The organism is Geomonas edaphica (genome assembly GCF_004917075.1).
Taxonomy (GTDB): Bacteria; Desulfobacterota; Desulfuromonadia; order Geobacterales; family Geobacteraceae; genus Geomonas; species Geomonas edaphica.
Genome location: NZ_SSYB01000001.1, coordinates 1,398,379 through 1,422,768, shown reverse-complemented (window position 1 = coordinate 1,422,768; position 24,390 = coordinate 1,398,379). Strand labels below are relative to the sequence as shown.

Here is a 24,390-nt window from a genome sequence, read left to right as displayed (position 1 = left end):
CCCCCCTTACAAGCAAAAGGCTCCGGTCGGCACTTCTATCTGCGCTTAGCGCCTGCGCCCGCAGGCTGCTAACGGTGGATAAAAGGTGCCAACCGAAGCCTTCATGAAGGTTTGACTGGTATGGTTACCCGCGGTTCCGTGCGCCCGGATCAGTGGGCGACTTGTAGGGGCGCGCGCGCCAGGGGTACAACTGCTTTCAGTGCGGCCTGCCGAGCACGGCCTGCTGATAGCGGGCCAGTAAGTCGGGGTCGTCGATGGAGCCGTGGTGATGGACTTGTCGCCATTGGCCGTTGATCAATTTGAAGATTCTGCTGGTCCGGATCCGCATCTCGAGGACGGTGTCGGCGGTCTTCAATTCGCCGCGCTCTCTGCCAACTACGTAAAAGAGCTCGCCCGTAGCGTGGAGCGTGTAATCGTAAAACTCGAAGTGATATTCTGAAGCGCTCCCGAAGAGCCGCTCGTAGACGGTCCTGATCTCCTCCCACCCTCGCTTGATGCCGCCAAGTGGATTGTCCATGGCGGCTTCGTCGTTTTGCGCCCAATTCTCTGACATCAGTTCCATGTCCCTGCTGTTGAGCGCTTCGTAAAACTGGGATAGCGCCCTCAGCATCGGTGACATCTCTTCCTTACTCTCCCTGCCGGTAACTGGAACCGTTTCGATTTTCATGGTGTCCCTCCTTCAGCGCCACCACGTGATTCGTACGTTTCTGTCCAGCATATCACATCGCTACTTTTTGAAGGAGTCCGTCCGGAATCATAGGATGTTGACGGCTCGTGCAGCAAGTAGGGCGATCACGAGCAGGGAGATCATCGACTGCAGCATCATCAAGACTTTTGCCCAGCGTGACAGGACCGGAACATCGGTTGGTGAGAAGGCTGTGGAGGTGTTGAAGGCCAGGAAGAGATAATCAACAAAATTGGGCATCCACTCGGTGAAGCCGGCGGCGTGTTTTCTCTCGGGAGGCAAGGTCATTTGTGGAAAGAGAAACGCCCCCTTGGAGTGATCGGGGCGCCTTGCACGTTTGTGCGGGCCGCCGGCGTCAAGCCTCCAGTACCAGGAGGCGAAAACGAGGATGTTGGAGACCCAAAGCGCCGCAGCGGACTGCAGCAGTTGCCGCGGTTGTTCCAGGTGAAGGGGGAGGGCTCTTATCAGCAAGGCAAGCGAGATGATCATGGTTGTCGTCACCACGCCGTTCAAGACGAAACCGATCAACTGGTTGGTCTCGTGAGCTCCCTTGTAATGCGTGACGACAAGCGGCACGGCGAGTACTGAGACGATGGCCAACAGGAGCCAGCGCGGACCGCCAAGAAGCAAGGAGGACGGCAATGCCGCGTACAGGCCGCCAAGCGCCACCAGCGCGAATAGTGACGGCCAGCGGGAGGTTACTGGCTTTGCCGCATTTACAAGGGGTTCGTTTGCTATGGTCATTGGTACCTCTTTATCCCGATGATTTTAGCAATTTAGATTAAAGATGTCTGTTGAGCAAGGGGAAATCCCCCTTCGCATGACGCCCGCCCCCCGTAGTTGCCTGGCTCTGCCAGGCGTTTAACGAAGGGGGGCAGGCTGCTACGGGGGACAACCTTCGCCTAAAAACAAAAACTCCGGTTGGCTCTTTGAGCCGACCGGAGTCTTTGGCGAAGGTTGGTGGAGGTGGCGGGAACCTACCACATAATAAATATGCTGATATAATTAAGGAAAAAGCCAAAAAATGCCAAATTTTGTACCCCCAGATACCCCCAATTTTCGCCGCTGCAATCCGCCTCAAATTGGGAATGGAACCCGGATCCTGATGGTTTTTTCTCCCTCTTTTTTCCCGCCGTATTGGCACCAACAAGACCGGGCACGTCAGGCTTATGGCGACGGCGCTTAAACTCAACACGGAGCTGAACATCACCGTGCACGGCCTGCGTTGAACCTTCATACCACGGCACGACGGCTGAAGATCTTCGAGGACGCATACCGTCTAACAAACCACGTGGACAGTTCGATATCGGGAAGGCACTACGATGCGACGGACGTTGAGAACCTACGCAGGCCGCTACTGCCCATTGCCAACGAACTCGAAAGGCTTATGGAGAGTGGGCGGCTAAGGTGCTTCAGCTCCACTAACGGGACTGCGAATGACCTGAGAGCGAAGCGAAGCAGGTCTATTCGCGTGTTGGGCATCTTCCTTTAAAAACTCGTCCCTACAGCGTCGAGATCGTCAAGGCTCATGATGGGAGAATACATAACGCTTTTTAAGTCGGTGGAGCGCCAATAACCGTAATATTGCAACCCTATGGCCTTCTTCACCATCTTGTAGAGACGAAGCCTTGTGTTTTCCGGGGTGTCAGGTTTTCCGTAAGATGCATCATTCAACCGTGCAGTAGAAATCACAGAGAGGCGTTCAGGAGGAAAATGTGAGGCAAAAACAAAGCGTGTCCCCCCGTCCTCTCCATTCAGATCGTCACGCGTGAGGGCGATAAAAATTGTCTTGGGGGTTAGGTTGTAGAGTCGTTTAATAGGTATTTCTAAATCATCTCGGACACGCTCTGCGATCATTTGCCCAGAGGGACCATACATCTTTGCTGTGCGGCCAGTGTGAACGGTAGCACGAACCTTGAGTCCCAATTCGGCTGAAAACGTCTTCTCCAACTCTCGTGCATATTCAGGCGGAAAACCCTCTATCGGCAATAGCCAAACGTCTACTGGCTTGTTCGGTATTTCTGGGGTGGGTGCTTCCGTCACCTTCAGAACCGTCGTGCAGCCACCAAATATCGCAAGTGCCAGCAGCAAAGCCAGAATTCTCATAAGTCCTCTTTTGCGCCCAACGGCGGAAGTTGACCGGCCGATTTTGGCCCGGTCCAACTCCATGGTTGGAAACGGGGCTGCGCTTGACGTGCTGGGTGGGCTTACCCCCCCCGGGCCAAGATCAGAGCGCGTGTTGGCCATCTTTCCTATCCCGAAAAACGCTTCCCCACTTCGTGAATATTACGCATCCCAAGATGAACGATAGATGCTCTACGATTGATATTGTTCCGGAAAACCAGTTGAATTGAATGAACAAGGATGGAAAATCATAAATGTGGAGTCCTGTGCCAATCAGTCCTAGTCCTGCCCCCATTATCAATGGCCTTTCTTTGGTCAAATACCCAAGCGGCCACGCAAGCACCAGTGCGCAGATAAATGAGCCAATTGCAGCACATCCTGACAACCATGCTCCGCTAGCAACTGCCGTTCGCGGCAGGTTCGACGAGAATGGGATGTAAAATGCTGCCAAGTTTCCTTGTATGAGAGGGTAAAGCCATCTCGAAATGACGATGAACAAAATCAGGAGAAGGATGTTTCTCGTGTTTTTCATCTTGCCTCTACTTATTTCTTCTTTATCTGTCCAACTCGTTATTATGCCAATCTTTTCGGCTTCACTTTCGTGCTTTTCGGTCCGCGTTCCAAATCAAGACAAACAACAATAGTTCAGCGAAGCCAAGAAAACCCACCACATAGTCACGTACTTGATGATCAATATTGATGAATGGTTCGCCGTTTATTCGATTTCTGTACAAAATTGGGCACAGCAGTAACATCCCAAATAGTAAGCCAGCTATGGTTTTAGATAGCTGGCATTTGTGCATGTTTTGAACTTCTTTTTTCTTTTCTGATTCGACAAGGAAGAAATCTTTTACATTCGCACCTGAACCAACAGCTTTGCCACACGCGTTAAGAATCGACATAATTATTATGACTAAGGCAAGGATGATGATGTACGCCAAGTTACTCATAGTATATGTCTTTGCCTTTATCGATTTTGATTTTGCGTATAACGTTTGAAGGGCGACCGGCGGCGCGCTCAACTTCCACCGGCTCCCTTAAACTCTCAGCTACCAAGCGGACCGCATCCACTCGGCTAGTTGGGATTCTTCTTTATAGATTGTTAATTTACCAACACCTGAAGTCACCGACTTCTTTCGGGATACGGACCTTCAATGTTGCCATACCTTCCAGTATAAGAAGCTAGATACAATCAGAAATAAGAATCCAAAAACAATCTTCAACAAAAGCGCGCGCCAATTTGCTATTACCTCGCTTGGTGTTTTTCTTTTGTACGAAACTTCACTAAGTATGGTTCCAACAACCATAAAGCAGAATATACATGTAAATGCTTGTAATGGCCCGAACATCTTCAAATCCTAACCCATATGAAATTTGCCACCGCTATATAAGAACGTCCAACGGCTGGCCGGTGACCGGCGCGGTTTTACCGCAACCGGTCCACTGGCCTGTTGGATTTCAGCGCCGGGGGACCAGGGGATGTTGGTGAGATTTTGTGAAACTTTCACTTTTACGTTGAAATATCAATATCTTAAGCACATCCCCTCAAAGTTCTCATCACGCGCAAAATCCATTCATCCCCTAACGCCAGAGATCACACCTAGTTCACCGCTCCCCTAAAATCCTAGCTCACCCAATGGCAGCTTTATGCTTGAGTCATTGACGGCAAACACGCCGGGAATCAGGCCATGTGGCCATCTGCAAGTTACAAATGCGCCTAAGGCTTTGTGTCCTTTAGCTACTACCCAAAGCGACAAATCATAACTTTCTGTTCCGAAATTAGTGGTTTGATAATATTTTTCTACAAGATCGTACCTGATCAGTAAGACCCTTTGCCCAGCATATGGTGACAACTCAAAACCGGTCCTCTTCAACACAGACTGCTTGAGACCCCAGTTAGGACCAGTCAGTTCATGTGGCAGAAGGACTTCCTCTGTGCTTGAGGTGCCCTTGATATGCAAATCGTATTTTTGAATTATATCGGATCCGACTAATTGACTGGCGGATGAGAAAGAGTAAGAAGGTCCGAAAAGAAAGATGACCGCGAGGAACATAGAAACGACCCCAGACATTTTCATCCGATACTCCTTCGTTGTTTCACCAACGTCACAAGGCTGACCCGCCCGCCCAGTCTTTTCGGGTGGTCGGGTCGTGCCGCAAGGTTAGAATTAATGCACGCCTACTCCCTCGAATACCAGTTCAGAAATGGCCGTTTCCCTGTATTTTTTGCCTGGATAGACTTCGAGAATTTCAAACTTCAGGATTGTTGTCTTGCGAGGAGGGAACATTATCTCTCCAATATCAACGGTCTGAACTTCGTAGCTATCAAGGAGTTTGATGTCACGATAAGGCATGCCATTTACGTACATTCGCATTTTTTTGACTCGCGAATTTGCTTCCCAAACTGCTCTTGATTTCTTGTAACCATTCGCCATCAAGATAGTCGTAACACCAAGAGTTCCTTTATAGTTTTTCTCTTTGTCGAAGTTAAACTGATAGGTTAATGATTCACCCACCCCGAAGTCGTTTTTTCTCGGAATCCATGCGGTGTCTTTATCAAAGTCGTGAGCGTTGTTTGCCTTATATGTAGTTTTGCCTTCAGGCGGCATCTCGGCGGATGCGGATATTTTTTTAACGTACCCCCCGCAGTACCAGCTACATCCTGGCAAGAACTCTTTTTTTCCTTTCGATATTTCTTTACCGTCTTTGCCGATAACAGCATCCTCATAATCGAAATAATCTGAATCCCTGCCTTGAACTGCTTTGACTGTCTTGAATTCGATGGCATAGGAAGATACGGACAACAACGTCAGAATGGCGGTTGCGAGCACTATTGAAGTTTTCATTTATTCTCTCTTTTCTCCAACGGCTTGTAGGTGACCGGCGGAGCACTCAACTTTTATCAACATATTCCAGTGCCTACCATTGCGGAGGCCTGTCCACCTGATGGGTTGGGCTCTCTTCTTTCCTGTTTATTGTGCGGTCACACAGTTACTCGAATTAATTTTCACACTATGTCTCTTCAACTCTTCAATGAAGCCACCGCCATTTTGCGGTGAAACCACAACTTCCTTTGCGAACCATGCCTTCTGCTTTCTAATCACATATCGCTGGGTTACCCATCTATTTACAAATCGATAGGCCGCCCAATTCTTGAAAAAACTCTCGCCAACCTGAATTTCTACAATATTTTCGTAGGGAACAGTAGCGATCACGAGTGTCCGAAAGAATACAAACTCAATACCTCTTTCACTGAGGCGGATATCGTACAATATCGCTAATGGGTTACATAGTAGATCGAACATCTGGTGTTCCTTCTGTTTTTCCGCCATTTCTCGACTCATTTTCTCCGTCCGACGGGGGCGGCCTTGACCGGCGGCGCTAGCCGTCGGAGTCTAAGGGCGTGGTTGTACGCCTTCCTCGGCTTTCTTAAACTCAGCCTCTTGAGTAGCTAAAACCTTCAGAATCTGACCTTTGCTCGGCGTTTTCCATCTAGCGGCAGTTGCAGACTTTTCTGCCTCTAGCCAACTTTTGTTAGCTTCAGCGGCTCTTCCCTCCCGCTCTTCCAGGATTGCGATTCTTGCATAAGTAATAGCTCTGTTGTAGTCCAACATTTGTTCCGTCATCCACGGCACTGACCATTGGCTCCATTCGGACTTCTTTTTTTCAATTGCTGTTAAATATGTCAGATACTCCTTTTGAGCTTTTAATGCAGAGGGAGTGGCTGCCTTATAGTACTGGATTTCCGAATACCATCCCATTTCGTCCCCGGTCTTCCCCATGGTAAGCCATTTATGGAATGGAGCGATTCTACTGAATCCGATACCAGTTCCGATTAAGACTCCCGCCACCAGCAAGGCAGTATCCTTGAGAAGTTTCTTTTTCTTTTCTACCATTCATTCTCCGTACAACGAGGGCGGCCTTGACCGGCGGCGCGAGCCGTCCGAGTCTAAGGGCGTTGTTGGGCTCTCCCCTCGTCTTTGTGTCATTTGCCCAGCTTACATGCAGCCCTTTTAGATCCTTCTGTTGGTGTGCGGTTTTGCCACCAATTTTATTGCCATTACAGCGAGGGGGATGGCGATTAGTATTGCTAGGAAATCAGTTGCTTCCACCCAGCTGAACCCTCTCCAGTCAAAGGGGATATTGAAACTTTTAAAGGTGAGATAGATTTGCAGGAGGCCAAATAAGGTGGCTGACACTCCAATAGTCCATGCATCAGAATCTGCTGTTTCCTTTTTAACTTTTAAAAGAAAGGAAGCAATTAATGCAGCTGCAATGATAACAACGGCACTGTGTCTAACTTTGGCCCAAACCAGCCAGGCTGATTTCTTTGCAAACAAGGTAGTTAGCCATAGGGGTGCATTTACATGGGGTAAATATGCTAGGGTCGTTGAAATGACCCCCAGATAAAAGACAACTGCGAGGAAAATGACGGTTAGCCTTTTCATGTATCATCTCTGTCCAACGTCATAAGCCTGACCGGCTGGACAGGTCGTGGCGCTTGTTGGTAATTTAAGAGCCAGCCTCGCTACATTTTCCGAACCTTAGAAATCAGCTGTCGCAGTTCCTCTGATCTTTCTTTATCATGCGGGTCAATCAAATCTTCAAGAGACTTGATTGCAGTAACTTTTGAAATGTGTGGATTAAGGTCAACTGGAGCAATCAATTTCCAATTAGATCCAACACTTTTGAAATGGAACTCGGTTTTTTCGTTTTTGTTTTTCTTTTCCAACTCTTGAGCACCAGCGATGCTTCCAAGAACGTTATACGTAACGACAACTTTTGCTGCACCATTTTTGATGGCAGGAGTTGAGACACTGTAGTCATTTACTATGATGGCTGTATCCCACCCAGGTTCAAATTCTCCTTCTGGGGATACCATATGACTCGCCACTTCACCTAAAGAGTGTGAGCCTCCAAGGCGAGCGCCATCGTAATCAGCCTTCACAAATAATTCAGCAATTTTTTCCGGGGGTAAACCTGTTTTTACAGCAGGTTGAAGGAGGGCGGGCTCAGATGGTCTATTTTTAAATACGTAGAATACTACTGTCCCAACAATTACCAGGGCAGCGCAAACGATAATTAATTTTTTCATTATTGTTCCTAATTTAACCCGTTGTTGACCGGTTAGCCCAAGCATCTCATTTAGGATGCCGGTATCTCATATGGGAAACATGCATCCTCTTGAGGATGCCTGATTTGCATCCTGTTCAGGATGCACTTGCCTGCCGAATTATCAGGCATCATCAACGATCCTGTACTCCAACTCGGTGCCGCGAATGGATCCGTAACGGACCTGCCAGAGCTTATCCTCCGCGTTCCATCTGCCGCCTGCGGCTTTCAGCTTGGCACGAAGGTCCCCCTCCGAATAGCCGACCATCACGTTCACCAAGTCCTCCTCGCGGAAGCGGGAACGGTGACGCCAGGGCTTTTCCTCCACCACGATTTCCACCGTCTTTAGCCTCACGCCGCGCTCCGCGTCGTAACGATACCGGACGTAGAGCAGCGATTCCCCATATGTTTCCACCAGGCGCTTGGTTCCCTCTGGCCCGGCTTGAGATTCAGGCGCGATTTCATACCATCCCCCTGGCAGGCGCAGCATATCACGCAAAGTTAATGAATAACAATAAGAAATTGCTCCTGCTGCTGATGTTGGAATGTCGATAAACTTTGTTAAAGTACGCCAATAGATTATAGCCCTTTGGAACGATCATCATAGCCTTTCGCTGACCGGAGAGATGTCCATGATGTCGGTATCACCGGGGATGGCTGCAGGGCAGGTAGGCGGATACTTCTCCAGGGAAGACTACTACCTTCAGGGACTCGAGTAAGGGCGCAGCCACTGGTACGGCCGCGGGGCCAGGGCACTTGGGCTCGACGGTCCTGTCATGGATGAGTCGTTCCGCGTCTTGTCACGGGTCAACTTGGGGGCCACGATCCCGTCTCCTTCAGGGCTCGCCATACGACTGGAGCTTTGTCAGGAGAGGGAGGGCGTCCGGCTTACGGCCGGACAGAAAACCGAGGTTCTCCAGGAACTGACCGGGAGGCGCGGCGTCGCCCTCACCATCGGGGACCCGGGGACCGCAAAGACCTCCACACTGGCGATCGTCGAGCGCTTCAACGAGGAGGTGCTGCGCCCCGAGGGGAGGGAGCATCTATCCGTCAACCTCTCCTATACCGGGAAGGCGGCCCGGGAGTTGTCCGTTGCCACCGGGAAGCCCGCCCTCACCCTCGACAGTTTCGAAAACGCGAATCCGGCTTCCAAATTTGCCCTACAGAGGGCGAACGGCGAGCCGCCCATGGTAGTAGTCGCGGGTGAAAAATTTCTCATCCCACAGGGGCGGGAAGCGCAGGTTGTGCTCCGGGTGGACGAGGCGGGCTTTCTCGGGGCGAGGCAGGCGGAGCATCTCCTGGACGACTCGAAGCAGATGCAGGGGATCCAGGCGGGGGACCTGCTGCGCCAGGTGCGGGAACTGGGCCTCAAAGAGGAGGTCGACTACGCGCACCTGACCGAGATTCTCAGGCAGCGCGACCCGGGGCTCCTGGAGATCGCCAAGGGGCTGAACCGGGAGGACCGAGAGCTTGCCGTGAACGCGAGGGAGGCGCTCCGCTCCCTGGAAAAGCGCCAGGAGGTGCTGCAGATCGCCGACCCGTCTGAGCTGCGTCGCGCCGCCGTGGAGCACTACCTGGAGGAGAGCCGGAAGCTTTCGCGCATGCCCGGGCGGGCGGCGATGGGAGAGGCGCAGCAGGTGCTCCTCGTGACAACGACCAACGACGCGCGCAAGGATCTGAACCTCGAGATACGCCGGGCACGGGTCACCGGGCGCGAGATCAATGAGGGGAGGAGCTTTCCGGTGCTCGCGCCGGTGCGCCAGGGGATCACCGTCGAGGGGTACCAGCTCGGGGACACGCTGCACTTTTCCGGTGAGCGGGCCGAGGACGGCCGGACGGTCGCCTGGGGAGCGCGACTGCACGCCGAGGGGAAGGTGGTCGGGCTCGACCGTGAGCGTAACGTGGTCCGGATCAGCCTGGCCTTCGAGACCCTGGACCGGCAACGGCGCAAGGTGGCCCGGGAGGTGACGAAGGAGTTCTCCGCTGCAGAGCTCCCGGGACGGACCACGCTTTTACGAGAGGAAGAGCGGAACTTTTACGTCGGGGACCGGATCGTCGCGCTGAAAAACGACCGGGGGCTCGGGGTGCAAAACGGCTCGCTCGGGGTGGTGCGTGAGATCGACGGCACACGGATACGGATCGACATGGAGGGGCGCGAGGTGACGCTCGACCTGACGACGTACCGGCACATCGACCACGCCTACGCGGTCACCATACAGAAGAGCCAGGGGGCGACCGTGGAGCACTCCATCCTGTACGCGCCGGTGCAGCCAAAAAAGGGGATTGATCTGGAGCCGGGAGGCGGGCACGGCGAGAGCTACGGGCGGATGAGCTACAACGCGCTGAACGTCGCCGTCACCCGGGCACGTTTCGGGACCCGCGTCTTCACCAACTCCATCGATGATCTCGAGCGGTCGGTGGAGCTGGTCGACGGCAAGAGTTCGACGCTAGGTAAAGCGGGGGTCCCGGTACGGGAGATCACGCATGCGCGGGAAAGGGGCAGCACCGAATCGGTGCACGATCTGCAAAAGAGTATCGGCGAGCTGGAGCGGGTCATGCTGAAGCGGGGGGAAGGGGTGCGCAGGGTTCCGACGCTCGAGCATGTCATCCCGCTGGTCCGCGCTCCGGGACTCAAAATTCCGGAGCAGGTACTCCAGATCCGGGGAGTGCAGAAGGTGGTGGACCGGCAGCTTGAGAAAGCTCTCCCGAAGCTTCCCGGCCTAGGGCTTTAAGATCTGAGCACCGGGGCGTCCACGGTGAAGCTACGGTACCTTTTCCCTTCGTGCCGGCTGCGGTCAGGCGGGCCTCGCTTGGCTCGGCTGATTTTCCTTGTACACCTGACGCAGCTCTTCGGCGCAGCATCAGGTGTAAGTCCCTGAAAAAGGCCGAAATCCCTGCCGCCAGAACGGCGCCTGAAGTGCGTTAAGCCGCTGATATCACTAGCGGACCAAGTGGTCCAGCAGTTGAGAGGGATCAAAGATGGCAAAAAGTAAGATGAATCAGAGATTACCTGCCGAGGTTTTCGAGCGGTTGATGCAACTGCAGGAGTCCCAAAAGCTCTCCATGGGAGACCTCATTTCCAGCGCGCTGGACGCTCTGGAACGTGAAGTATATCTCCCGGAAACACTTCTGGAGCGCGTCGAAAATCTCGAGATTTTGGCCCTCTCGATCATAGAAAAAGTGGAGCTTCTGGATCAGAAAACACTGAGCGCCGACAAGATGAAATACTTTTTCCAAGTCTTGGAAAAACAGCTGATCGCCCACGATCAAGCCGAGCATGCACGCTTTCAAAGGATCGCTGGTCCTCGGGCTTTCGACTAATAGGGGCGCCCCAGTGCCACCCAGGAAGGAGGCCAAAAAGAGGCGTTGATCTTGGGACCGAAGCATCCGGCGCTGAAGCACCGGCAGCTTCAGGCGGTCCCGGCCCTTTTTGCGGGGTACGGCTCCGCTGCCGCTGCTCCGTCCCCCTCAGAACCGGCCTTTGTCGGGGCGGGGAGTGCCCCGCACACCCTCCGCGTTTTTACTGTTCCAGGAGCTTCCGGGCCAGCGCGTGCAGTTCCGCGTTGGCAAGGGCCAACACCTTCTTTTTGACCGACCGGGAGTAATACTCCTGCTCCGTCTTGGTCATGGGGAGCCCCTCCAGTTTCTTCCTGAAGAGGTCGCTCTGTTTAGGTGAGAAGACCTGGGAGAGCGCGAAGGCGAGAGAGAATTCGTCGTACCTTTCCTTCCTGCGTCGGGTCCGTTCCGCGTTCTGTTCGACGTAGAGTTCAAAGTTTTTCTTGAGGCGCTCCGGCGAGAATTCCGCACCCTCCCAGGTCACCGGCTCGTCTGAGGCGAGGGCTTTGCGCCATGCCTTCACCTGCTCCTTCTCTTTCGCTTGGAGCTCCTTCTTGAACCTGGCGGCCCATTTGAACTCCAGATGGTAAAACGCGTAAAGGGAGAGAGACAGAAGGTAAAGGCGCTTCAGGTTGCGGTGGTCCCGTTCTTCCGGCAAGCGCTGCAGGACCTTGTCGGTGCTGTAGCGGTAGTCCTCGGAAGCGTTCGCCAGCAGTACCGGGAAGAGTTCCCACAGCCGTCCGTCGCCGCTTTTCACCACCTCGGCCACCGTCTCGTTCACGTCCAGCGCCTCGTCCGGTTCGAACATCGGCAGGCCGAGTCTGGACAGGCTTTTCATCAGTTCCCGGTTATCCATAAAGCCCCTTCTCCCTGAGCAGGTCCACGAAATGTTCGATGTGCGGCCTGAGTCTTACCTCCGAGATGTCGTACAGGATCATCTCCTGAAAATGCGCCACCAGGGCGTCCACGTCGATCTCCGAGATCTTCGCCTCGGCGAGCATGAGGCAGTCGTCGAAGTCCACCCTGGTACCCCGCATCAGCTTGCTGCAGATCAGGTCGTAGTAGTTCAGGATGCCGAGGTACAGGTGCGAATACTCGCGCAGAAGGTAGTGCCTTCCTTCATCCAGCGGCGAAGCGAGGAGCCCGGTCGTGTGGATGTTCGTTCCGGGAAACAGGTCGAACTGGAAGATTTCCCCTTGGCGCTGCCATCCCGATTGGGTCACCCTCTGGTATCCCATCTGTTCGAGGTTCCTGGTGAGGTAGGCATGTTCCTTCAGCACCGGCACCACGAAATCGACGTCCTTGGTAGATGCCTTGATGTCCAAAAGGGTGAGGGCGGTCCCTCCGCAGGCGATCAGGTGCACCCGGCGCTTCAGGCGCCGGTTCCACTCCTCCAGGACCTCGAAGAGTTGCTCTTTTCCAAGTCTGTATTGCATATTGTATCCTTTAGTACAAAAAAATGTATAAATCAATACAATTAATTGTACTTATTAGTACAATAATTATATCGGTACTGTGCGCCCCTTGCGTGCCTTTGAAGCGACGCAGGAGCCTCAGGCATTTCCGCGTCCCAGTTATGAGCATGCGGAGCTTTTTCCCTCATCATTTGGAGCACAGGCTTGAATATTGTGGTTAAATATTTCCAACGCCTAATCGGCCCTACTCTGGGCTAGGTAGTACCAGCGGCAGAGTAACTCCGTAGCGCTAACCACGGTTGACCGGTCGGACCTAACGTACAAAAAAGCGACAGGGAGGTTGCACATGAACGACACCAACGTGCTGCCCGGCGACGGGTACGTGAGGCTGCCCCAGATCATCGGGCAAAAGGAAGTTACCATGGAACAGGCAGCGGCGAACAGGAAATCCGGCCGGGGGCCGAAGACGCCGAGGCCGGCCATCACGCCGCTTTTCCCCGTGAGCCGGGCGGGATGGTACGCCGGCATCAAGAAGGGGATTTACCCGCCGCCGGTCAAGCTCTCGGACCGGGTTTCGGCGTGGCCGGTCCAGTCCATCCGGGCCCTGCTGGAGCAGCGTTCATCGTAAAGCAAGGCAAGGTGGCAACCCGTGAAGTCTCTGCGCGCGAGAGCTGAGGTCCATTGTCATCACACCTTCTGCAGGGACCTGAAGTTGACCATCTTGCGTTCTTTCTCGTCATAGAGGTTCAGGCGGATGCAGCCAAGACTGCTGCGCATGGTGAGCGGGTGGATGGTCTGCAACTCCGAAATTTCCTCATAGCACTTCTGCAGGTAATAGTTGGGAATCCCGGGCCGTGCATGGTGCACGTGATGGTATCCGATGTTGCCGGTCAGCCACTGGAGCATTTTGGGTAGCTGGTAAAAGGACGCGCCCTCCAGCGCAGCCTTCCAGGGATTCCATTCCGCGTGGCGCGCCCAATAGACCCCCTGGAACTGGTGTTGGATGTAAAAGAGCCAAACGCCAAATGTGGCGGCGATGAACAGGATGGGCAACTGCACCAGAACGTAGGTCCTGAAGCCGATGGTCCACGCCGCCAGCAGGAGAATGGCACCGATGGCCAAGTCCGTGTAGATCACGCTATGGAGGTCCTGCTTGTGCGCTCCCTTGCTCGGCCAGCGGTTGCGCAGCAAAAAGTAGTAGAGCGGACCGATGGTGAACATGATCAGCGGGTTGCGGTACATCCGATACCTCAGCTGTTCCCAGGGTGATGCGGCAAGATACTCCTCGACGGTCAACGTTGTGATGTCCCCGAAACCGCGCCGGTCGAGATCGCCGGCGGAGATATGATGTCCGGCGTGGCTGCGCCGCCAGTCGTGAAAGGCGGTGAAGGTGAGAACGCCGCAGATATACCCGATGTTCCGGTTCCACTTGGGCGAGCGCACGAAGGATCCATGGGTGCAGTCATGGAAAAGTATGAAGATGCGGACAAAAACGGCGGCTCCCCCTACGGCCAGGGCAAGCGTGAGGCCATACCAGTAGCCAGTTTTGACGGTGAACACCATCAGGGACACGATACAAAAATAGAGGAGGAGGGTACTGAGGAGTTGCCAGGTAGCGATGCGGACGTTGGGTTCGGCGTACTTCCCGAGTGATTTATACCACGCCGGTTTTTCCACGTGCGTGGCGACCAAAACGGGATTGAAAACCATGATGAGCCCCCTTTGGGTGGAATGGACATCCCATCAAAGGATAGATCAAGAATTCATCTTGGAAAGCTGCACCGGGGCCGCAAATCAGGCCGAGCCACTGACCGGTGCGACAAGAAAAAGGCCCTTGGATGTCTTCAAAGGGCCTTTCCAATAGACGGTCGAAAGCAGAGGATCGAACCTCCGCCCCCCCCAGCAGACGGCTGCCAGAGCCGCAGCTTTAGGTCGCCCTGTTGAACGGCAGCACCTTCGCTCCTGCCTTCAGTCCGTCCAGGTAATCCGCCCAGGTCTGCATCATTTTACAGGGTTGGCCCCGGCCGTTCCGTCCCATCAGGGCAGGACCTCACGGCTCTCGCTAGAGCGGTGGAAGGTTCCCATAAAGGTAGCGTGGCCGCGGTGATACGCTGGACCTTTTTGATAAGGCTTGCACTATTCTCGATGCGCTGCCGTCAAATTTGCCATGGGCCGCAATGGACAGCAGGGGAGAACTCATCACCTGAACTTGTCTTCCCACGATTGTCTGATCTTCTCGTAGGTTCCGTCCTTCTTTATGATTGCCATTCCTTTGTCGTAAAGATCTCTGGCCTTCGCACCGTCAGGGTGTAGTTTTGAGAAAACCGGGATTATCCTGATTGATTGAAGCACGCCCACCTGCCGTATCTTTCCTTGCAAATCTGATTTATTGCGCGAGATCAGGTACAGGGAGACCCAGCGGTCAATGACGGTGAAATCGATTCTTCCTAGCGCCAACTTTTTCATGCTGCTCAATTCCGTCGGGCCGACATCTTTCACGATTTTTTCGTTGTCAGTGAGTTGGAGGTCATAGTTGTAACCATTTACAACACCAACCGTCTTCCTTTCCAAATCTTTGTAAGACTTGATGTGAGGTGCTGAGATCGTGCCCCACACGACTGGATCGCTTATCATGATACTCTGCTTGGGCAGAAGGTAATCGGCTTTCAGACTCTCGATTTCGCCGGCATTAAAACAACCGGCGTAGTGGCCGTCTTTGACTTGGCTCATGGCACGGGCATAGGGGACGACCTTGTAAACCACCGTGACGCCGACGGCTTTATAGGCGGCTGTTATGAAATCAACGGAGAAGCCTTGCGGTCTGGATGCTACTTCCGCACTGTACGGATACCAATCATTTTCTGCCAGGAGCGTTATTCTCATTCGAGCACATACTACGTCCACCGATGCGAGCACAGACAACAACGCAAGCATAAAAATAAGCACAGCTCGCTTCTTCATAAGGTTCCCTTTAGTCAAATTCGCAACAAATCTACCAGGCTTCGGTTATCACTTCGTCCTGCCATCGGGGTTCTTCCCCTTGGCGGCATTGAAATGCCTGGCTCGGATCGGCTTCCTTGCTCTCGTTCTCTTCGTCAGTTTTTCCGTATATCTTTAAAGATACCATCGAACACCAGGATGTGCCCGGCCGCACAGAACTTCTCGCGAGACGGTCGCTCCGGGGATGGTGTCAGGGGAGGTGCAAAAGGGCAAGCTAGTGAAGGAAAGCTTTCTCCGGACCGCAGGAGGGCCGAGCCCCGGCAAGCGCCGAGGGCTCTTGTTTTAAATGGTCGGAATAAGAGGATTGGAACCTCCCCCTCCTGCACCCTTCGCGCAAAATATGCACGTACTACCGCTGTTCGCTTTCCATAAAATTTTCCGCAGATAGCTACCAGAGCCGCACGGCTTTAGGTCGCCTTCTTGAACGGCAGCACATTCGCTCCTGCCTTCAGCCCGTCCAGGTAATCCGCCCAGGTCTGCATCATTTTACGCCGCTCGGCTAAGTGAGCCGTGCGGTTGTAGGCGCGTCCGTTCGGGTCGCGCAGCGCGTGGGCCAGTTGCTGCTCGATGTAGTCCGGCCGGATCTGCAGCACCTCGTCGAGGATGGTCCGCGCCATGGCCCTGAAGCCGTGGCCGGTCATCACGTCCCCGTCGTACCCCATTCTCCTCAGGGCCGCGTTGACCGCGTTCTCGGACATGCAGCGGTCGAACGATCTCCCGGAGGGGAACAGGTAGCGGCTGGTGCCCGTGTAAGGCTGCAGCTCCCTCAGGATATCCAGTGCCTGGGTGGAGAGCGGGACGATGTGGGGGGCCTTGGTCTTCATGCGCTGGGCGGGGATGTTCCACTGTTCGGCGTCGAAGTCGATCTCGGACCATTCCGCCTGTCTTAGCTCACCGGGGCGTACGAAAACGAGCGGCGCGAAGCGCAGGGCGCACTTCACCACGAAACCGCCCTGGTACGCGTCGATGTCGCGCAATAGCGGCGCCACTTCCTTGGGTTCAGTGATGGCGGCGTGGTTGCGCGCCTTGGGCGGGGGGATAGCCCCTTTGAGGTCGGCTGCGACGTCGCGCTGCGCCCTCCCGGTGGCTATGGCGTACCTGAATACCTGGCCGCAGATCGTCTTGACCCGGTGCGTTGTTTCCAGGGCGCCCCGCGCCTCGATCCGGCGCAGCACCGCCAGGAGTTCCGGCGCCTCGATGTCCGGCATGGGGGTTCCTCCCAGCCAGGGGAAGACGTTCTGCTCTAGGCGCGCCAAGATGGTCTGGGCATGCCCCTCGGTCCAGGTCGGCTTGAACCGTTCCCACCACTCCCGGGCCACGATCTCGAAACTGTTCGCCGCCCGCAGTTCTCTGGCATTCTTCTGCGCCCGACGGGCCGCTCCGGGGTCAACGCCATTCCTCAACTCCTTGCGGGCCGCCCGCATCAGGTCGCGCGCCTCGGCAAGGGACACCTCCGGGTAGGTCCCGAGAGCCAGCACCTTCTCCTTGCCTTCGAAGCGGTATTTGAGCCGCCAGTATTTCCCGCCACGTGGATTGATCAGCAGGTACATTCCCTCGCTGTCGGAAATCTTGATCGGTTTCTCTCCAGGCTTGGTGTTCCGTATCTTTACGTCCGTCAGTGCCACGGCAACCTCCACGTGGGGGTATCAGATTTGTTTTGGGGGTACAATCCGAATTTTGTACCCCCAAATACCCCCGCTGTCAATGGTTACCACCATACTACACTGGACGCACCAAAAAGAAAAAGCCCTGATTTCTCAGGGCTTTTTGCTTATTTGGATCTTTTAAGATCCGCTAATGGTGGAGGTGGCGGGAATCGAACCCGCGTCCGAGAATCGTACACAAAAGGCGTCTACATGCTTGTACCTGTTTTTAAGTTTAGCCCCTCAAGACTCCACTGGCCGGGATTCTTGAGTCGCGATTCCGCTTGATTTCGCCGCAGGGCCACGGACTCTCCCTGAAACTATCCCACTGAATGACGTTCTATCCTTCCACGTGGGAGATGGTAGGTAGAACGTTAGCAGGTTATTAAGCTGCTAAAGCGTAATCGTAATTGTCGGCGCTTAAATGCGTCCCGGATTGTTTAACGAGCCACCCGGACCTCGGCATGCAGCCTTTGCTTATTACCCCCGTCGAAACCTTTACACCCCCTTAAAACCTAAAAAACGTTCAGCGTTCCACGTTCAATGTTCATCTAGCTTTTTCGCCTGACGTTCCATATCTAGCTACGGCACTAAAACCTGAAAAACGTACAGCGTTCAACGTTCATCTGCTTTGTCGCTCGACGTTCTATATCTAGCTACGGCTTTGGTTTGCTCTTACTTCGTCTCTTTTGGTACGTGCTGTCGCAGGTTCAGTTGCCATCTAGTTCAAGCCCGATTGAACGTCGAACGTTGAACGGCGGTTAGTCCCTGTCCCTAGCCCCGCGGTTTCTTTCTTTCATGGCTACCACAACGTCGCGCTGCATGTCTTTTTGCTTCATGACTTCACGCTTGTCGTAGTTCTTCTTGCCCTTGGCAAGCCCCAGCTCGGTCTTCACCTTGCCTTCCTTGAAATAAACCCTAAGCGGTATCAGCGTGTAACCTTGCTCCCTGATCTTGGAAAAGAGCTTCACTATCTCTTTCTTGTGCAGCAGAAGCTTCCTCATACGGTCCGGATCGTGGTTCTCACGGTTGCCGAAATCGTACGGGTTGATGTGGAAGTTGTGCAGGAAGGCTTCGCCGTTCTTCACCATCGCAAAGGAGTCGTTCAGGTTGGCCTTGCCGTTGCGCAGAGACTTTACCTCGGTCCCCTGCAACACCATGCCGGCCTCATAACGCTCTTCGATGAAGTAATCATGGAACGCCTTCTTGTTGTTGCAAATCAGCTTCTCACCCATAGCGAATCATCCTACCAGATTAGCCCGTAAAAGGACAGGGGGAAAAACAGGGTGAAAGTTTTCAGCCGATAGGGTGTCTTGGTTACCGTTTTCCGATGGGACTTCCTTCCAAGTACAGGGTGTCCGCACTAAGGTCGGCCTCGTTGTCCCACTCGACGAAGTAGCCGCCGTTACGAACTGTTTTGAAGATGGCCAGATCCTCGAGGTCCCTGAACGCTTCTTTTCGCAGCAGAGGCCTCACATCGTACCTGCGTTCCTCACCGTTGGCGAAACTGACGTCTAGTGTCCAATCGTCATTCGCTCGTATAGTGTTGATGGTTCTCATTCGGCCTCGTCTTTTGATACCAGATTGACTGGCCAAAGGTACCCTTATATTTTAAAGATGTCAAAGCAGGTGCTGAGGCGGCGACAAGGGCTTCGATTGAGCAATTTCGGTCAGGATTTATCTCTCGCTCCCGGATAGGATGGCTTACGAATTGAGACGGGACGGTGAACGGATGGATAAGGCACGGACATATGAACAGCGCTTTGAAAGGGTCTTCCGCTACATAGAGCGGCACCTGGATGAACCGTTGACGGTGGAGAGGCTGAGCCGGGTGGCGCACTTCTCCAAATTCCACTTCCATAGGCAGTTCTCGCTCTACGCGGGAATCGGGGTCTTCGCCTACATCCGGCTCCTGCGGTTGAAACACGCTTCCTACCGGCTCTTGTATCGCCAGGAGGAGCGGGTCATCGACATCGCGCTGGACGCCGGATTCGAGAGCCCCGAGGCGTTTGCCCGCGCCTTCAGGCAGATGTTCGGACAGTCTCCTTCCCAATTCAGAAAATCACCCAAGTGGCGGCCCTGGAAGGAGCGCTTCCGGCTGCCGCCCAGCGAAAGGAGAAATGAGATGGATGTGAAAATCGTGGAGTTCCCCGAAACGCGGGTCGCGGTACTGGCCCACCGTGGGGCGCCGGAGAAGCTGGACGAATCTGCGCTCCGGTTCATCGAGTGGCGCAAGCAAAGCGGGCTGTCGCCGGTGAAACTGTCGCTTACCTTCGGCGTCGCGTACGACGACCCGGAGGTTACCGAGCCGGAGCGCTTCCGCTTCGACATCTGCGGCGAGGTGACGCAAACGGTGTCGGAGAACCCGCAGGGGGTGGTTAATGGCGTCATTCCCGGCGGGCGCTGCGCGGTGGTGCGCCACTTGGGCTCGCATGACGAGATCGGCCGCAGCGTTTACCCGCTGTACCGGGAGTGGCTGCCCAAAAGCGGCGAGGAGCTCAGGGATTTCCCGCTCTTTTTCCATTACCTGAACCTGATGCCGGACGTCGCAGCACACGAACTGGTGACGGACGTCTATCTGCCGCTCAAGTAGAAACAACCTGTAGTGGTTGCTTCAGTAGGGCCTCGACTGGTCAACCAGGGCTAAATCCCCCCTGTCCCCCCTTCGCAAAGGGGGGGACGTTGGGGCATGCTCTCTGCTAGACAAGTAACACCATTGGCTCCCCCGAGTTCCATGAAGACTCTTCGCTTTTTCCACCGCCCAAGCACAGGATGTATCTAGTGGTTTACTTATTAATCGAAATAGTGTATACGCAATCGGCATAGCGTGAGGGAAGTGCTCCTGCTGATCCGCCGAAGGCCGTTCCCGCCCGCAAGGAAGCGATGTTATTTCATCGGCCCGATTGGGCCTGCGGTTCAGCGGCCGCCGACTGCAGTGGGGTTGACGGCATTCAGGATGCCATGATGCGCTCTCTACCGATGTACGACGCGATGCAAGGGGCTCTCAAACAGGCCCACATGCTTTCTTCCGCAGTTGTGGCCGCAAGCGGCGCCTCTCTTTTGTACCTGCTGCACATCTACAACACTTCCTCCAAGAAAATCGAGCTTGCCTTACTGAACCAGGCGACCATCGAGCTGGTCTACTACATGCTCCTCCCCAGCATCGCCTTCAGTATCGTTACCGGGGCGATCATCTGCCTTGCCGAACGCCGCGTTCTGTTCTCCTGCCATTACATGGCGACGAAGGCCACCAACGCGGTAGCCGCGATCGCCCTCGGGGCTTTTCTCTACTTCGGGCTGCAAAAGCTTGCTGCCGCGGCTTCGGACGTGCGCGGGGTGGCGCTGGCTGGGTGGCAGCTGCAGGCCGAAGACGTGCTCGGGGGCATGAACCTCATCGCTGCGGTTTTCATGGGGACGGTACTTTTCGTGTTGTACAACGTGGTGCACCGTCCCTGCTCCGAGTCCGACGGATGCGAACTCTGCAAGCGGGAACGGGATCAAGGGGGCTGCGCAGGGTAGGGGAAAGGCTAATCGGGGACGCCGGTAAGTAGGAGCGGATTGTCGAAGCCCGCTTGGGCTATGAAACGGGCGGTTGCAACGGGCCCCTCCTGGCAGGCTTCGGCAAGGCCTTTGCGGATCAGGTGCACCAGGACGCCGAGGTTTCCGTAGAGGGCGAAGCCGAAGTGAAGGCGCATGTGTTGCGCCGCGGCTTCTTCGAGTTCCTTGCCGCTTTCCTGTAGGGTCGCGACGTAGTGGCTCGGAAAGGCGACCACCTTGCGGTCCAGCCCGGCCAGAAACGCTTCGCGTTCTTCCGGCGCCAGCGTGGAGAAGTCGGCGCCGCACCAGACGCTTTCGCGCGTGGAGATGAGGGCCCGGCAGGTGAGGGGACGTACGGGGTAGACGCTGCAGGTTCCTTCGTCATCGAGCAGGGGACAAAATCCCATTTGGCGGTGCAGACGCAGATACTGCGGGAGGTCGCTGACGTTTTTTACGAGATCCCGCAGCCGCACCGCGTAGCTATCTACCTTTTCGGCCTGCGCCTCGTTCAGGCGGCGCGCTACGGCGAGTGCCTCGGCGAACCCGGTGTGGACGGCCAAGCTGCAGCAGTTGCGGCATCCCTTGCCGCAGTGGATCGAGCCGCCGCTCGCGCGGTAGTCGTCGACCCAGGACCGCACCAACATCTCCAGGAACATCTGCTGCTGTTTGACCTGCTCAAGGAGCTGGTTGAGCATCTCGCCGGTGACCATCATCGCTTGAATCCCTCCACCTTTTTCCTTCTCGAATGCCCGGCAATATAAACAGGGATGGGCAGGATGTCAAACGCGGGCTCCCGCGATGAAATAGCGCCTGTTTGCTAAGGATGTCAGACAAAGGCAAATCCCCCCTTGTCCCCCCTTCGCAAAGGGGGGGACGTGATGCCATGCTCACTGCTTCGAAACTAACGCACACATGGTCCTACGGATTTCCCTAAAGAACCGCAGTATTTTCTGGAGAACCTCAGTATTTGAGTACTTTGCCGAGAAAGGCTTTGAGTTCGGCGGTGTGGGGGGTGTCGAAGAGTTCCGCGGCGGGGCCTTCTTCGACGATCTTGCCGGCTCCGAGGAAGATGCCGTGGTCGGCTACCCTTTTCGCGAAACCCATTTCGTGGGTCACGATAATGAACTCCCGTCCCTGGGCGCGGAGTTCTGCGATCAGGTCTAGTACCTCGGCGGTCATCTCGGGATCGAGGGCGGAGGTAGGCTCGTCGAAGAGTAAAAAACGCGGCTTGATCGCGACGGCGCGCACGATGGCTACGCGCTGCTGCTGACCGCCGGAAAGCTCGTAGGGGCGCTTGCCGGCGTGGGAGGCAAGTTGGAAGCGGTCTAACAGTTCCATGGCGTAGCCGTTGGCCGCTTCTTTCGCGTAGCCGTGCGCCTGCACGAGGGGGAGGGTGACGTTTTCGAGCGCGGTCAGGTGGGGGAAAAGGTTGTAGGACTGAAAGACGGTGCCGATGCTGCGCCTGTAACTTATGAGACTCTCCCCGTCGGTCGGAAGCGGCACGTCGTCGATTTCCACGCCCCCCTGGTCCGGAAGTTCGAGCCCCGCCAGCACACGCAACAGGGTGGACTTGCCGCCGCCGGAGGGGCCGATCAGCGCGATGGAGCGCGCCCCGGAGAGCGAAAGCGAGATGCCGTCCAGTGCGGTCACCCCGTCGAAGCGTTTCACCACCCCGTCGAGCCTAAGACGCATAGCGGTACCTCCTCTCCAGGTACTTGCTCAGCATGGAGATCGGAAGGGTGAGGGCCAGGTAGCCGAGCGCCAGGGGGAGGTAACTTTCCATGGTCGAGTAGGTGAAGGCGTTCACCTCCTGGGCGTTCAGGGTGAATTCGCTTACGGCGATAATCGACAGAAGCGACGAGTCCTTGATCAGGGAGGCGAACTGTCCTGCAAGCGGCGGGAGGATCCTGCGCATCACCTGGGGAAAGACGACGTAGCGATAGGTCTGGTACGGGGTGAGCCCTATGACACGGGCGGAATCGAGCTGCGACTCCCCGACACTTTCGATCCCGGCCCTGATGATCTCGCTTATGTAGGCCCCGGCGAAAAAGGCGAGGGTGAGCGTCCCCACTACGTAGCGGTTTCCGATCCCGAAGGCGTCGGCCACCACGTAGAAAAAGACGAGGATCTGCACGAGAAGCGGCGTGCCGCGGATGAGCTCGACGTAGACTTTGCCCAGGTAGCGTAGCGGCAGAAATGGGGAGCGGTGCGAGAGGGCGGCAGCGAGGCCGATGATGAGGCTCGCCACGAGGGATGCGGCGGAGATGGCGAGGGTGATGAGCCAGCCGGAGACGAACTTCTGCCGGTACTGGTACACGGCATCCCAGTTCCAGCCGTAGTGGAGGCGGGAAAAGGCGAAGCTGAAGACGAGCGCGAGCAGAAAAAGAGCACTTATCACCCCGACGGTACGGCCGAAGCGGGGAATCTCCTCGTGGTTACCTTTGCTGCGCGCGAATAGGATCTGGAAGCGGCGGCGGGACATGGCACCTCAGCAGGCGGCGGGGGGGCAGTGCGCCCCGCTTTGGGGATGTCAGAAGAAGAAGGGGTAGCCCATCCTGCGAAAGCTCTCCTTCTCCTCCTTCAGGTAGCGATCGCCCAGCCTCTCGAAGCCGCCGGAGCGCCGGAAGTCGGCGAGGAAGCGGTTCACCTGTGCTTTCAGCGCGCCGTTTCCCTTGCGCATCCCTATGGCCCAGGACTCGGTCTGGAAGGGCTTCAGTATCGCGCGCGTGGTCTCGGGGTTCCTCTGGTAGTTGCGGAAGGTGGACATCTGGTCGTAGATGAAGGCGTCTGCCTTCCCCTGTACGACTTCGAGGACCGCGGCGGCCTCCTTGTCGAGGACCAGGAGGCTCGCCTTTTTCAGGTGCGCCGCGGCGTAGACGTGACCGGTGGTTCCCTTTTTCACCGCGACGGTGCGCCCGGGCTGGTCTAGGTCGGCTATCGAGGCGACCGTAGTATCCTTCCCCACCAGCAGGCAGAGACCTGTGCTTAAGTATGGATCGGAAAAGTCGATGGAGCGCGCCCGCTCGGCGGTTGCGGTCATGGAGGAGATGATGAGGTCGATCTTCCCCGTTTTGAGCGAGGGGATAAGTCCGTCGAAGGCGATGTTCCTGATCTCGACCGGGCGCCCCAGCGCCTTGCCGAGCTCCCGGGCGAGCTGCACGCTTACCCCATCCGGGCGGCCGCTTGCATCGGTCATCTCGAAGGGAGGATAGGCGAGTTCCATGCCGACGACGAGCGTTTTCGAGGCAAACGCCGGGGACGCTGCGGAAAACAGAAGAATAAAGGCAGCGATGCTTAAAAAGCCGATTACTCTGGACAAAACACCCTCCTTTTCCTGCGAAACTCGGCATAACCTAATACACCCGCTAACCCTGACTGTCAAATGGGGTCCCTTGGTGGACTTCGTCCACTTTTTATCTGTGACTGGCGTCTTTACCCGCGCAATTTTTTTGTTATTGTTTCATCGCTTACCGCTACGACTTCCAATCCTTCCCACAATGTCTGTGCAATTACTGTCACCAATCTTGGAGGAGGTTTT

27 protein-coding genes and 1 other RNA gene are annotated in these 24,390 nt (G+C 55.4%); 5 read left to right on the top strand and 23 right to left on the bottom strand.

Annotated elements, in window-relative coordinates; translation table 11 throughout:
• Nucleotides 1–196: 196 nt before the first annotated feature.
• The 11 genes from E8K79_RS06155 to E8K79_RS06100 all read right to left on the bottom strand — a co-directional run bounded on the left by E8K79_RS06155 (nt 197) and on the right by E8K79_RS06100 (nt 8,336).
• Entirely contained in the window at nt 197–667 is a 471-nt protein-coding gene (locus E8K79_RS06155; protein ID WP_136513923.1) for a YybH family protein, read from the bottom strand.
• A gap of 87 nt (nt 668–754) precedes the next feature.
• The gene (locus E8K79_RS06150) at nt 755–1,429 is read right to left on the bottom strand and encodes a hypothetical protein (RefSeq protein ID WP_136513922.1); all 675 of its coding nucleotides are present in this window, start codon (nt 1,427–1,429) and stop codon (nt 755–757) included.
• A 744-nt stretch (nt 1,430–2,173) separates the two neighbouring features.
• A complete protein-coding gene (locus E8K79_RS06140; RefSeq protein WP_136513920.1) occupies nt 2,174–2,791 on the bottom strand; it encodes a zinc metalloprotease in 618 nt (205 codons plus the stop codon).
• Nucleotides 2,792–3,402: 611 nt separating this feature from the next.
• A complete protein-coding gene (locus E8K79_RS06135; RefSeq protein WP_136513919.1) occupies nt 3,403–3,750 on the bottom strand; it encodes a hypothetical protein in 348 nt (115 codons plus the stop codon).
• Nucleotides 3,751–4,425: 675 nt separating this feature from the next.
• On the bottom strand, nt 4,426–4,887 hold the full coding sequence (locus E8K79_RS06130; RefSeq protein WP_136513918.1) for a DUF4830 domain-containing protein: 462 nt from the start codon (nt 4,885–4,887) through the stop codon (nt 4,426–4,428).
• Nucleotides 4,888–4,977: 90 nt separating this feature from the next.
• On the bottom strand, nt 4,978–5,655 hold the full coding sequence (locus tag E8K79_RS06125) for an NADase-type glycan-binding domain-containing protein (protein ID WP_136513917.1): 678 nt from the start codon (nt 5,653–5,655) through the stop codon (nt 4,978–4,980).
• A gap of 126 nt (nt 5,656–5,781) precedes the next feature.
• Nucleotides 5,782–6,141, bottom strand: a complete 360-nt coding sequence (locus E8K79_RS06120; RefSeq protein ID WP_136513916.1) for a hypothetical protein — start codon at nt 6,139–6,141, stop codon at nt 5,782–5,784.
• Between the two features lie 63 nt (nt 6,142–6,204).
• A complete protein-coding gene (locus E8K79_RS06115; protein ID WP_136513915.1) occupies nt 6,205–6,705 on the bottom strand; it encodes a hypothetical protein in 501 nt (166 codons plus the stop codon).
• A gap of 117 nt (nt 6,706–6,822) precedes the next feature.
• Nucleotides 6,823–7,257, bottom strand: coding sequence for a hypothetical protein (locus E8K79_RS06110; RefSeq protein ID WP_136513914.1), 435 nt, complete (start codon nt 7,255–7,257; stop codon nt 6,823–6,825).
• A gap of 80 nt (nt 7,258–7,337) precedes the next feature.
• The gene (locus tag E8K79_RS06105; protein ID WP_136513913.1) at nt 7,338–7,904 is read right to left on the bottom strand and encodes a hypothetical protein; all 567 of its coding nucleotides are present in this window, start codon (nt 7,902–7,904) and stop codon (nt 7,338–7,340) included.
• A 141-nt stretch (nt 7,905–8,045) separates the two neighbouring features.
• Nucleotides 8,046–8,336, bottom strand: a complete 291-nt coding sequence (locus E8K79_RS06100) for a hypothetical protein (RefSeq protein ID WP_342782498.1) — start codon at nt 8,334–8,336, stop codon at nt 8,046–8,048.
• A 361-nt stretch (nt 8,337–8,697) separates the two neighbouring features.
• Between E8K79_RS06100 and E8K79_RS06095 the strand changes: the two genes are divergently transcribed.
• Nucleotides 8,698–10,653: an ATP-dependent DNA helicase gene (locus tag E8K79_RS06095; RefSeq protein ID WP_136513912.1), complete on the top strand. Its 1,956-nt coding sequence runs from the start codon at nt 8,698–8,700 to the stop codon at nt 10,651–10,653.
• A 247-nt stretch (nt 10,654–10,900) separates the two neighbouring features.
• Complete coding sequence (locus E8K79_RS06090; protein ID WP_136513911.1) at nt 10,901–11,242, top strand: hypothetical protein; 342 nt, start codon at nt 10,901–10,903, stop codon at nt 11,240–11,242.
• Between the two features lie 199 nt (nt 11,243–11,441).
• On the opposite strand, the gene E8K79_RS06085 is transcribed toward E8K79_RS06090, so the two are convergent.
• Together E8K79_RS06085 and E8K79_RS06080 are read right to left on the bottom strand one after the other, a co-directional pair.
• Nucleotides 11,442–12,113, bottom strand: a complete 672-nt coding sequence (locus tag E8K79_RS06085; protein ID WP_136513910.1) for a hypothetical protein — start codon at nt 12,111–12,113, stop codon at nt 11,442–11,444.
• A complete protein-coding gene (locus E8K79_RS06080; RefSeq protein WP_136513909.1) occupies nt 12,106–12,693 on the bottom strand; it encodes a DUF1732 domain-containing protein in 588 nt (195 codons plus the stop codon). The genes E8K79_RS06085 and E8K79_RS06080 overlap by 8 nt, the downstream gene beginning before the upstream one ends.
• A gap of 325 nt (nt 12,694–13,018) precedes the next feature.
• Between E8K79_RS06080 and E8K79_RS06075 the strand changes: the two genes are divergently transcribed.
• Nucleotides 13,019–13,300, top strand: coding sequence for a helix-turn-helix transcriptional regulator (locus tag E8K79_RS06075; protein ID WP_136513908.1), 282 nt, complete (start codon nt 13,019–13,021; stop codon nt 13,298–13,300).
• Between the two features lie 59 nt (nt 13,301–13,359).
• Here E8K79_RS06075 and E8K79_RS06070 read toward each other — a convergent pair whose 3' ends face one another.
• The 6 genes from E8K79_RS06070 to E8K79_RS06040 form a co-directional block, all read right to left on the bottom strand.
• Entirely contained in the window at nt 13,360–14,382 is a 1,023-nt protein-coding gene (locus tag E8K79_RS06070) for a fatty acid desaturase (protein WP_136513907.1), read from the bottom strand.
• 489 nt (nt 14,383–14,871) lie between these two features.
• The gene (locus E8K79_RS06060) at nt 14,872–15,633 is read right to left on the bottom strand and encodes a substrate-binding periplasmic protein (RefSeq protein WP_136513906.1); all 762 of its coding nucleotides are present in this window, start codon (nt 15,631–15,633) and stop codon (nt 14,872–14,874) included.
• Nucleotides 15,634–16,079: 446 nt separating this feature from the next.
• On the bottom strand, nt 16,080–17,297 hold the full coding sequence (locus E8K79_RS06055) for a tyrosine-type recombinase/integrase (RefSeq protein ID WP_136513905.1): 1,218 nt from the start codon (nt 17,295–17,297) through the stop codon (nt 16,080–16,082).
• Nucleotides 17,298–17,470: 173 nt separating this feature from the next.
• Nucleotides 17,471–17,823: a transfer-messenger RNA gene (gene ssrA, locus E8K79_RS06050) on the bottom strand.
• A gap of 253 nt (nt 17,824–18,076) precedes the next feature.
• Nucleotides 18,077–18,550 (bottom strand): SsrA-binding protein SmpB, encoded by a 474-nt coding sequence (gene smpB, locus E8K79_RS06045; protein ID WP_136513904.1) that lies wholly within the window; start codon nt 18,548–18,550, stop codon nt 18,077–18,079.
• Between the two features lie 82 nt (nt 18,551–18,632).
• On the bottom strand, nt 18,633–18,875 hold the full coding sequence (locus tag E8K79_RS06040; RefSeq protein WP_135871030.1) for a DUF2442 domain-containing protein: 243 nt from the start codon (nt 18,873–18,875) through the stop codon (nt 18,633–18,635).
• A 172-nt stretch (nt 18,876–19,047) separates the two neighbouring features.
• On the opposite strand from E8K79_RS06040, the gene E8K79_RS06035 reads away from it, so the two are divergent.
• The gene (locus E8K79_RS06035; protein ID WP_136513903.1) at nt 19,048–19,908 is read left to right on the top strand and encodes an AraC family transcriptional regulator; all 861 of its coding nucleotides are present in this window, start codon (nt 19,048–19,050) and stop codon (nt 19,906–19,908) included.
• Nucleotides 19,909–20,279: 371 nt separating this feature from the next.
• The gene (locus tag E8K79_RS06030) at nt 20,280–20,834 is read left to right on the top strand and encodes a hypothetical protein (RefSeq protein ID WP_136513902.1); all 555 of its coding nucleotides are present in this window, start codon (nt 20,280–20,282) and stop codon (nt 20,832–20,834) included.
• An 8-nt stretch (nt 20,835–20,842) separates the two neighbouring features.
• On the opposite strand, the gene E8K79_RS06025 is transcribed toward E8K79_RS06030, so the two are convergent.
• The 4 genes from E8K79_RS06025 to E8K79_RS06010 form a co-directional block, all read right to left on the bottom strand.
• Nucleotides 20,843–21,565 carry a YkgJ family cysteine cluster protein gene (locus E8K79_RS06025; RefSeq protein WP_246043735.1) on the bottom strand — a complete coding sequence of 241 codons (723 nt, stop codon included), beginning with the start codon at nt 21,563–21,565 and terminating at the stop codon, nt 20,843–20,845.
• 247 nt (nt 21,566–21,812) lie between these two features.
• Nucleotides 21,813–22,544, bottom strand: a complete 732-nt coding sequence (locus E8K79_RS06020; protein ID WP_136513901.1) for an amino acid ABC transporter ATP-binding protein — start codon at nt 22,542–22,544, stop codon at nt 21,813–21,815.
• Nucleotides 22,534–23,334, bottom strand: a complete 801-nt coding sequence (locus E8K79_RS06015) for an amino acid ABC transporter permease (RefSeq protein ID WP_136513900.1) — start codon at nt 23,332–23,334, stop codon at nt 22,534–22,536. Before E8K79_RS06015 ends, E8K79_RS06020 begins: the two co-directional genes overlap by 11 nt.
• 48 nt (nt 23,335–23,382) lie before the next feature.
• Nucleotides 23,383–24,171, bottom strand: a complete 789-nt coding sequence (locus E8K79_RS06010) for a transporter substrate-binding domain-containing protein (RefSeq protein WP_198419779.1) — start codon at nt 24,169–24,171, stop codon at nt 23,383–23,385.
• Between the last annotated feature and the right edge of the window lie 219 nt (nt 24,172–24,390).

Excerpts from the sequence above, each read along its gene's own strand:
- E8K79_RS06090 (WP_136513911.1), top strand. The coding sequence starts at position 10,901 with ATGGCAAAAAGTAAGATGAATCAGAGATTACCTGCCGAGGTTTTCGAG.
- E8K79_RS06020 (WP_136513901.1), bottom strand. The coding sequence starts at position 22,544 with ATGCGTCTTAGGCTCGACGGGGTGGTGAAACGCTTCGACGGGGTGACC.
- E8K79_RS06075 (WP_136513908.1), top strand. The coding sequence starts at position 13,019 with ATGAACGACACCAACGTGCTGCCCGGCGACGGGTACGTGAGGCTGCCC.
- E8K79_RS06150 (WP_136513922.1), bottom strand. The coding sequence starts at position 1,429 with ATGACCATAGCAAACGAACCCCTTGTAAATGCGGCAAAGCCAGTAACC.
- E8K79_RS06140 (WP_136513920.1), bottom strand. The coding sequence starts at position 2,791 with ATGAGAATTCTGGCTTTGCTGCTGGCACTTGCGATATTTGGTGGCTGC.
- E8K79_RS06085 (WP_136513910.1), bottom strand. The coding sequence starts at position 12,113 with ATGGATAACCGGGAACTGATGAAAAGCCTGTCCAGACTCGGCCTGCCG.
- E8K79_RS06110 (WP_136513914.1), bottom strand. The coding sequence starts at position 7,257 with ATGAAAAGGCTAACCGTCATTTTCCTCGCAGTTGTCTTTTATCTGGGG.
- E8K79_RS06015 (WP_136513900.1), bottom strand. The coding sequence starts at position 23,334 with ATGTCCCGCCGCCGCTTCCAGATCCTATTCGCGCGCAGCAAAGGTAAC.
- E8K79_RS06040 (WP_135871030.1), bottom strand. The coding sequence starts at position 18,875 with ATGAGAACCATCAACACTATACGAGCGAATGACGATTGGACACTAGAC.
- E8K79_RS06155 (WP_136513923.1), bottom strand. The coding sequence starts at position 667 with ATGAAAATCGAAACGGTTCCAGTTACCGGCAGGGAGAGTAAGGAAGAG.
- E8K79_RS06080 (WP_136513909.1), bottom strand. The coding sequence starts at position 12,693 with ATGCAATACAGACTTGGAAAAGAGCAACTCTTCGAGGTCCTGGAGGAG.
- E8K79_RS06060 (WP_136513906.1), bottom strand. The coding sequence starts at position 15,633 with ATGAAGAAGCGAGCTGTGCTTATTTTTATGCTTGCGTTGTTGTCTGTG.
- E8K79_RS06035 (WP_136513903.1), top strand. The coding sequence starts at position 19,048 with ATGGATAAGGCACGGACATATGAACAGCGCTTTGAAAGGGTCTTCCGC.
- E8K79_RS06130 (WP_136513918.1), bottom strand. The coding sequence starts at position 4,887 with ATGAAAATGTCTGGGGTCGTTTCTATGTTCCTCGCGGTCATCTTTCTT.
- E8K79_RS06125 (WP_136513917.1), bottom strand. The coding sequence starts at position 5,655 with ATGAAAACTTCAATAGTGCTCGCAACCGCCATTCTGACGTTGTTGTCC.
- E8K79_RS06025 (WP_246043735.1), bottom strand. The coding sequence starts at position 21,565 with ATGATGGTCACCGGCGAGATGCTCAACCAGCTCCTTGAGCAGGTCAAA.
- E8K79_RS06030 (WP_136513902.1), top strand. The coding sequence starts at position 20,280 with ATGCGCTCTCTACCGATGTACGACGCGATGCAAGGGGCTCTCAAACAG.
- E8K79_RS06115 (WP_136513915.1), bottom strand. The coding sequence starts at position 6,705 with ATGGTAGAAAAGAAAAAGAAACTTCTCAAGGATACTGCCTTGCTGGTG.
- E8K79_RS06120 (WP_136513916.1), bottom strand. The coding sequence starts at position 6,141 with ATGGCGGAAAAACAGAAGGAACACCAGATGTTCGATCTACTATGTAAC.
- E8K79_RS06070 (WP_136513907.1), bottom strand. The coding sequence starts at position 14,382 with ATGGTTTTCAATCCCGTTTTGGTCGCCACGCACGTGGAAAAACCGGCG.
- E8K79_RS06105 (WP_136513913.1), bottom strand. The coding sequence starts at position 7,904 with ATGAAAAAATTAATTATCGTTTGCGCTGCCCTGGTAATTGTTGGGACA.
- smpB (WP_136513904.1), bottom strand. The coding sequence starts at position 18,550 with ATGGGTGAGAAGCTGATTTGCAACAACAAGAAGGCGTTCCATGATTAC.
- E8K79_RS06095 (WP_136513912.1), top strand. The coding sequence starts at position 8,698 with ATGGATGAGTCGTTCCGCGTCTTGTCACGGGTCAACTTGGGGGCCACG.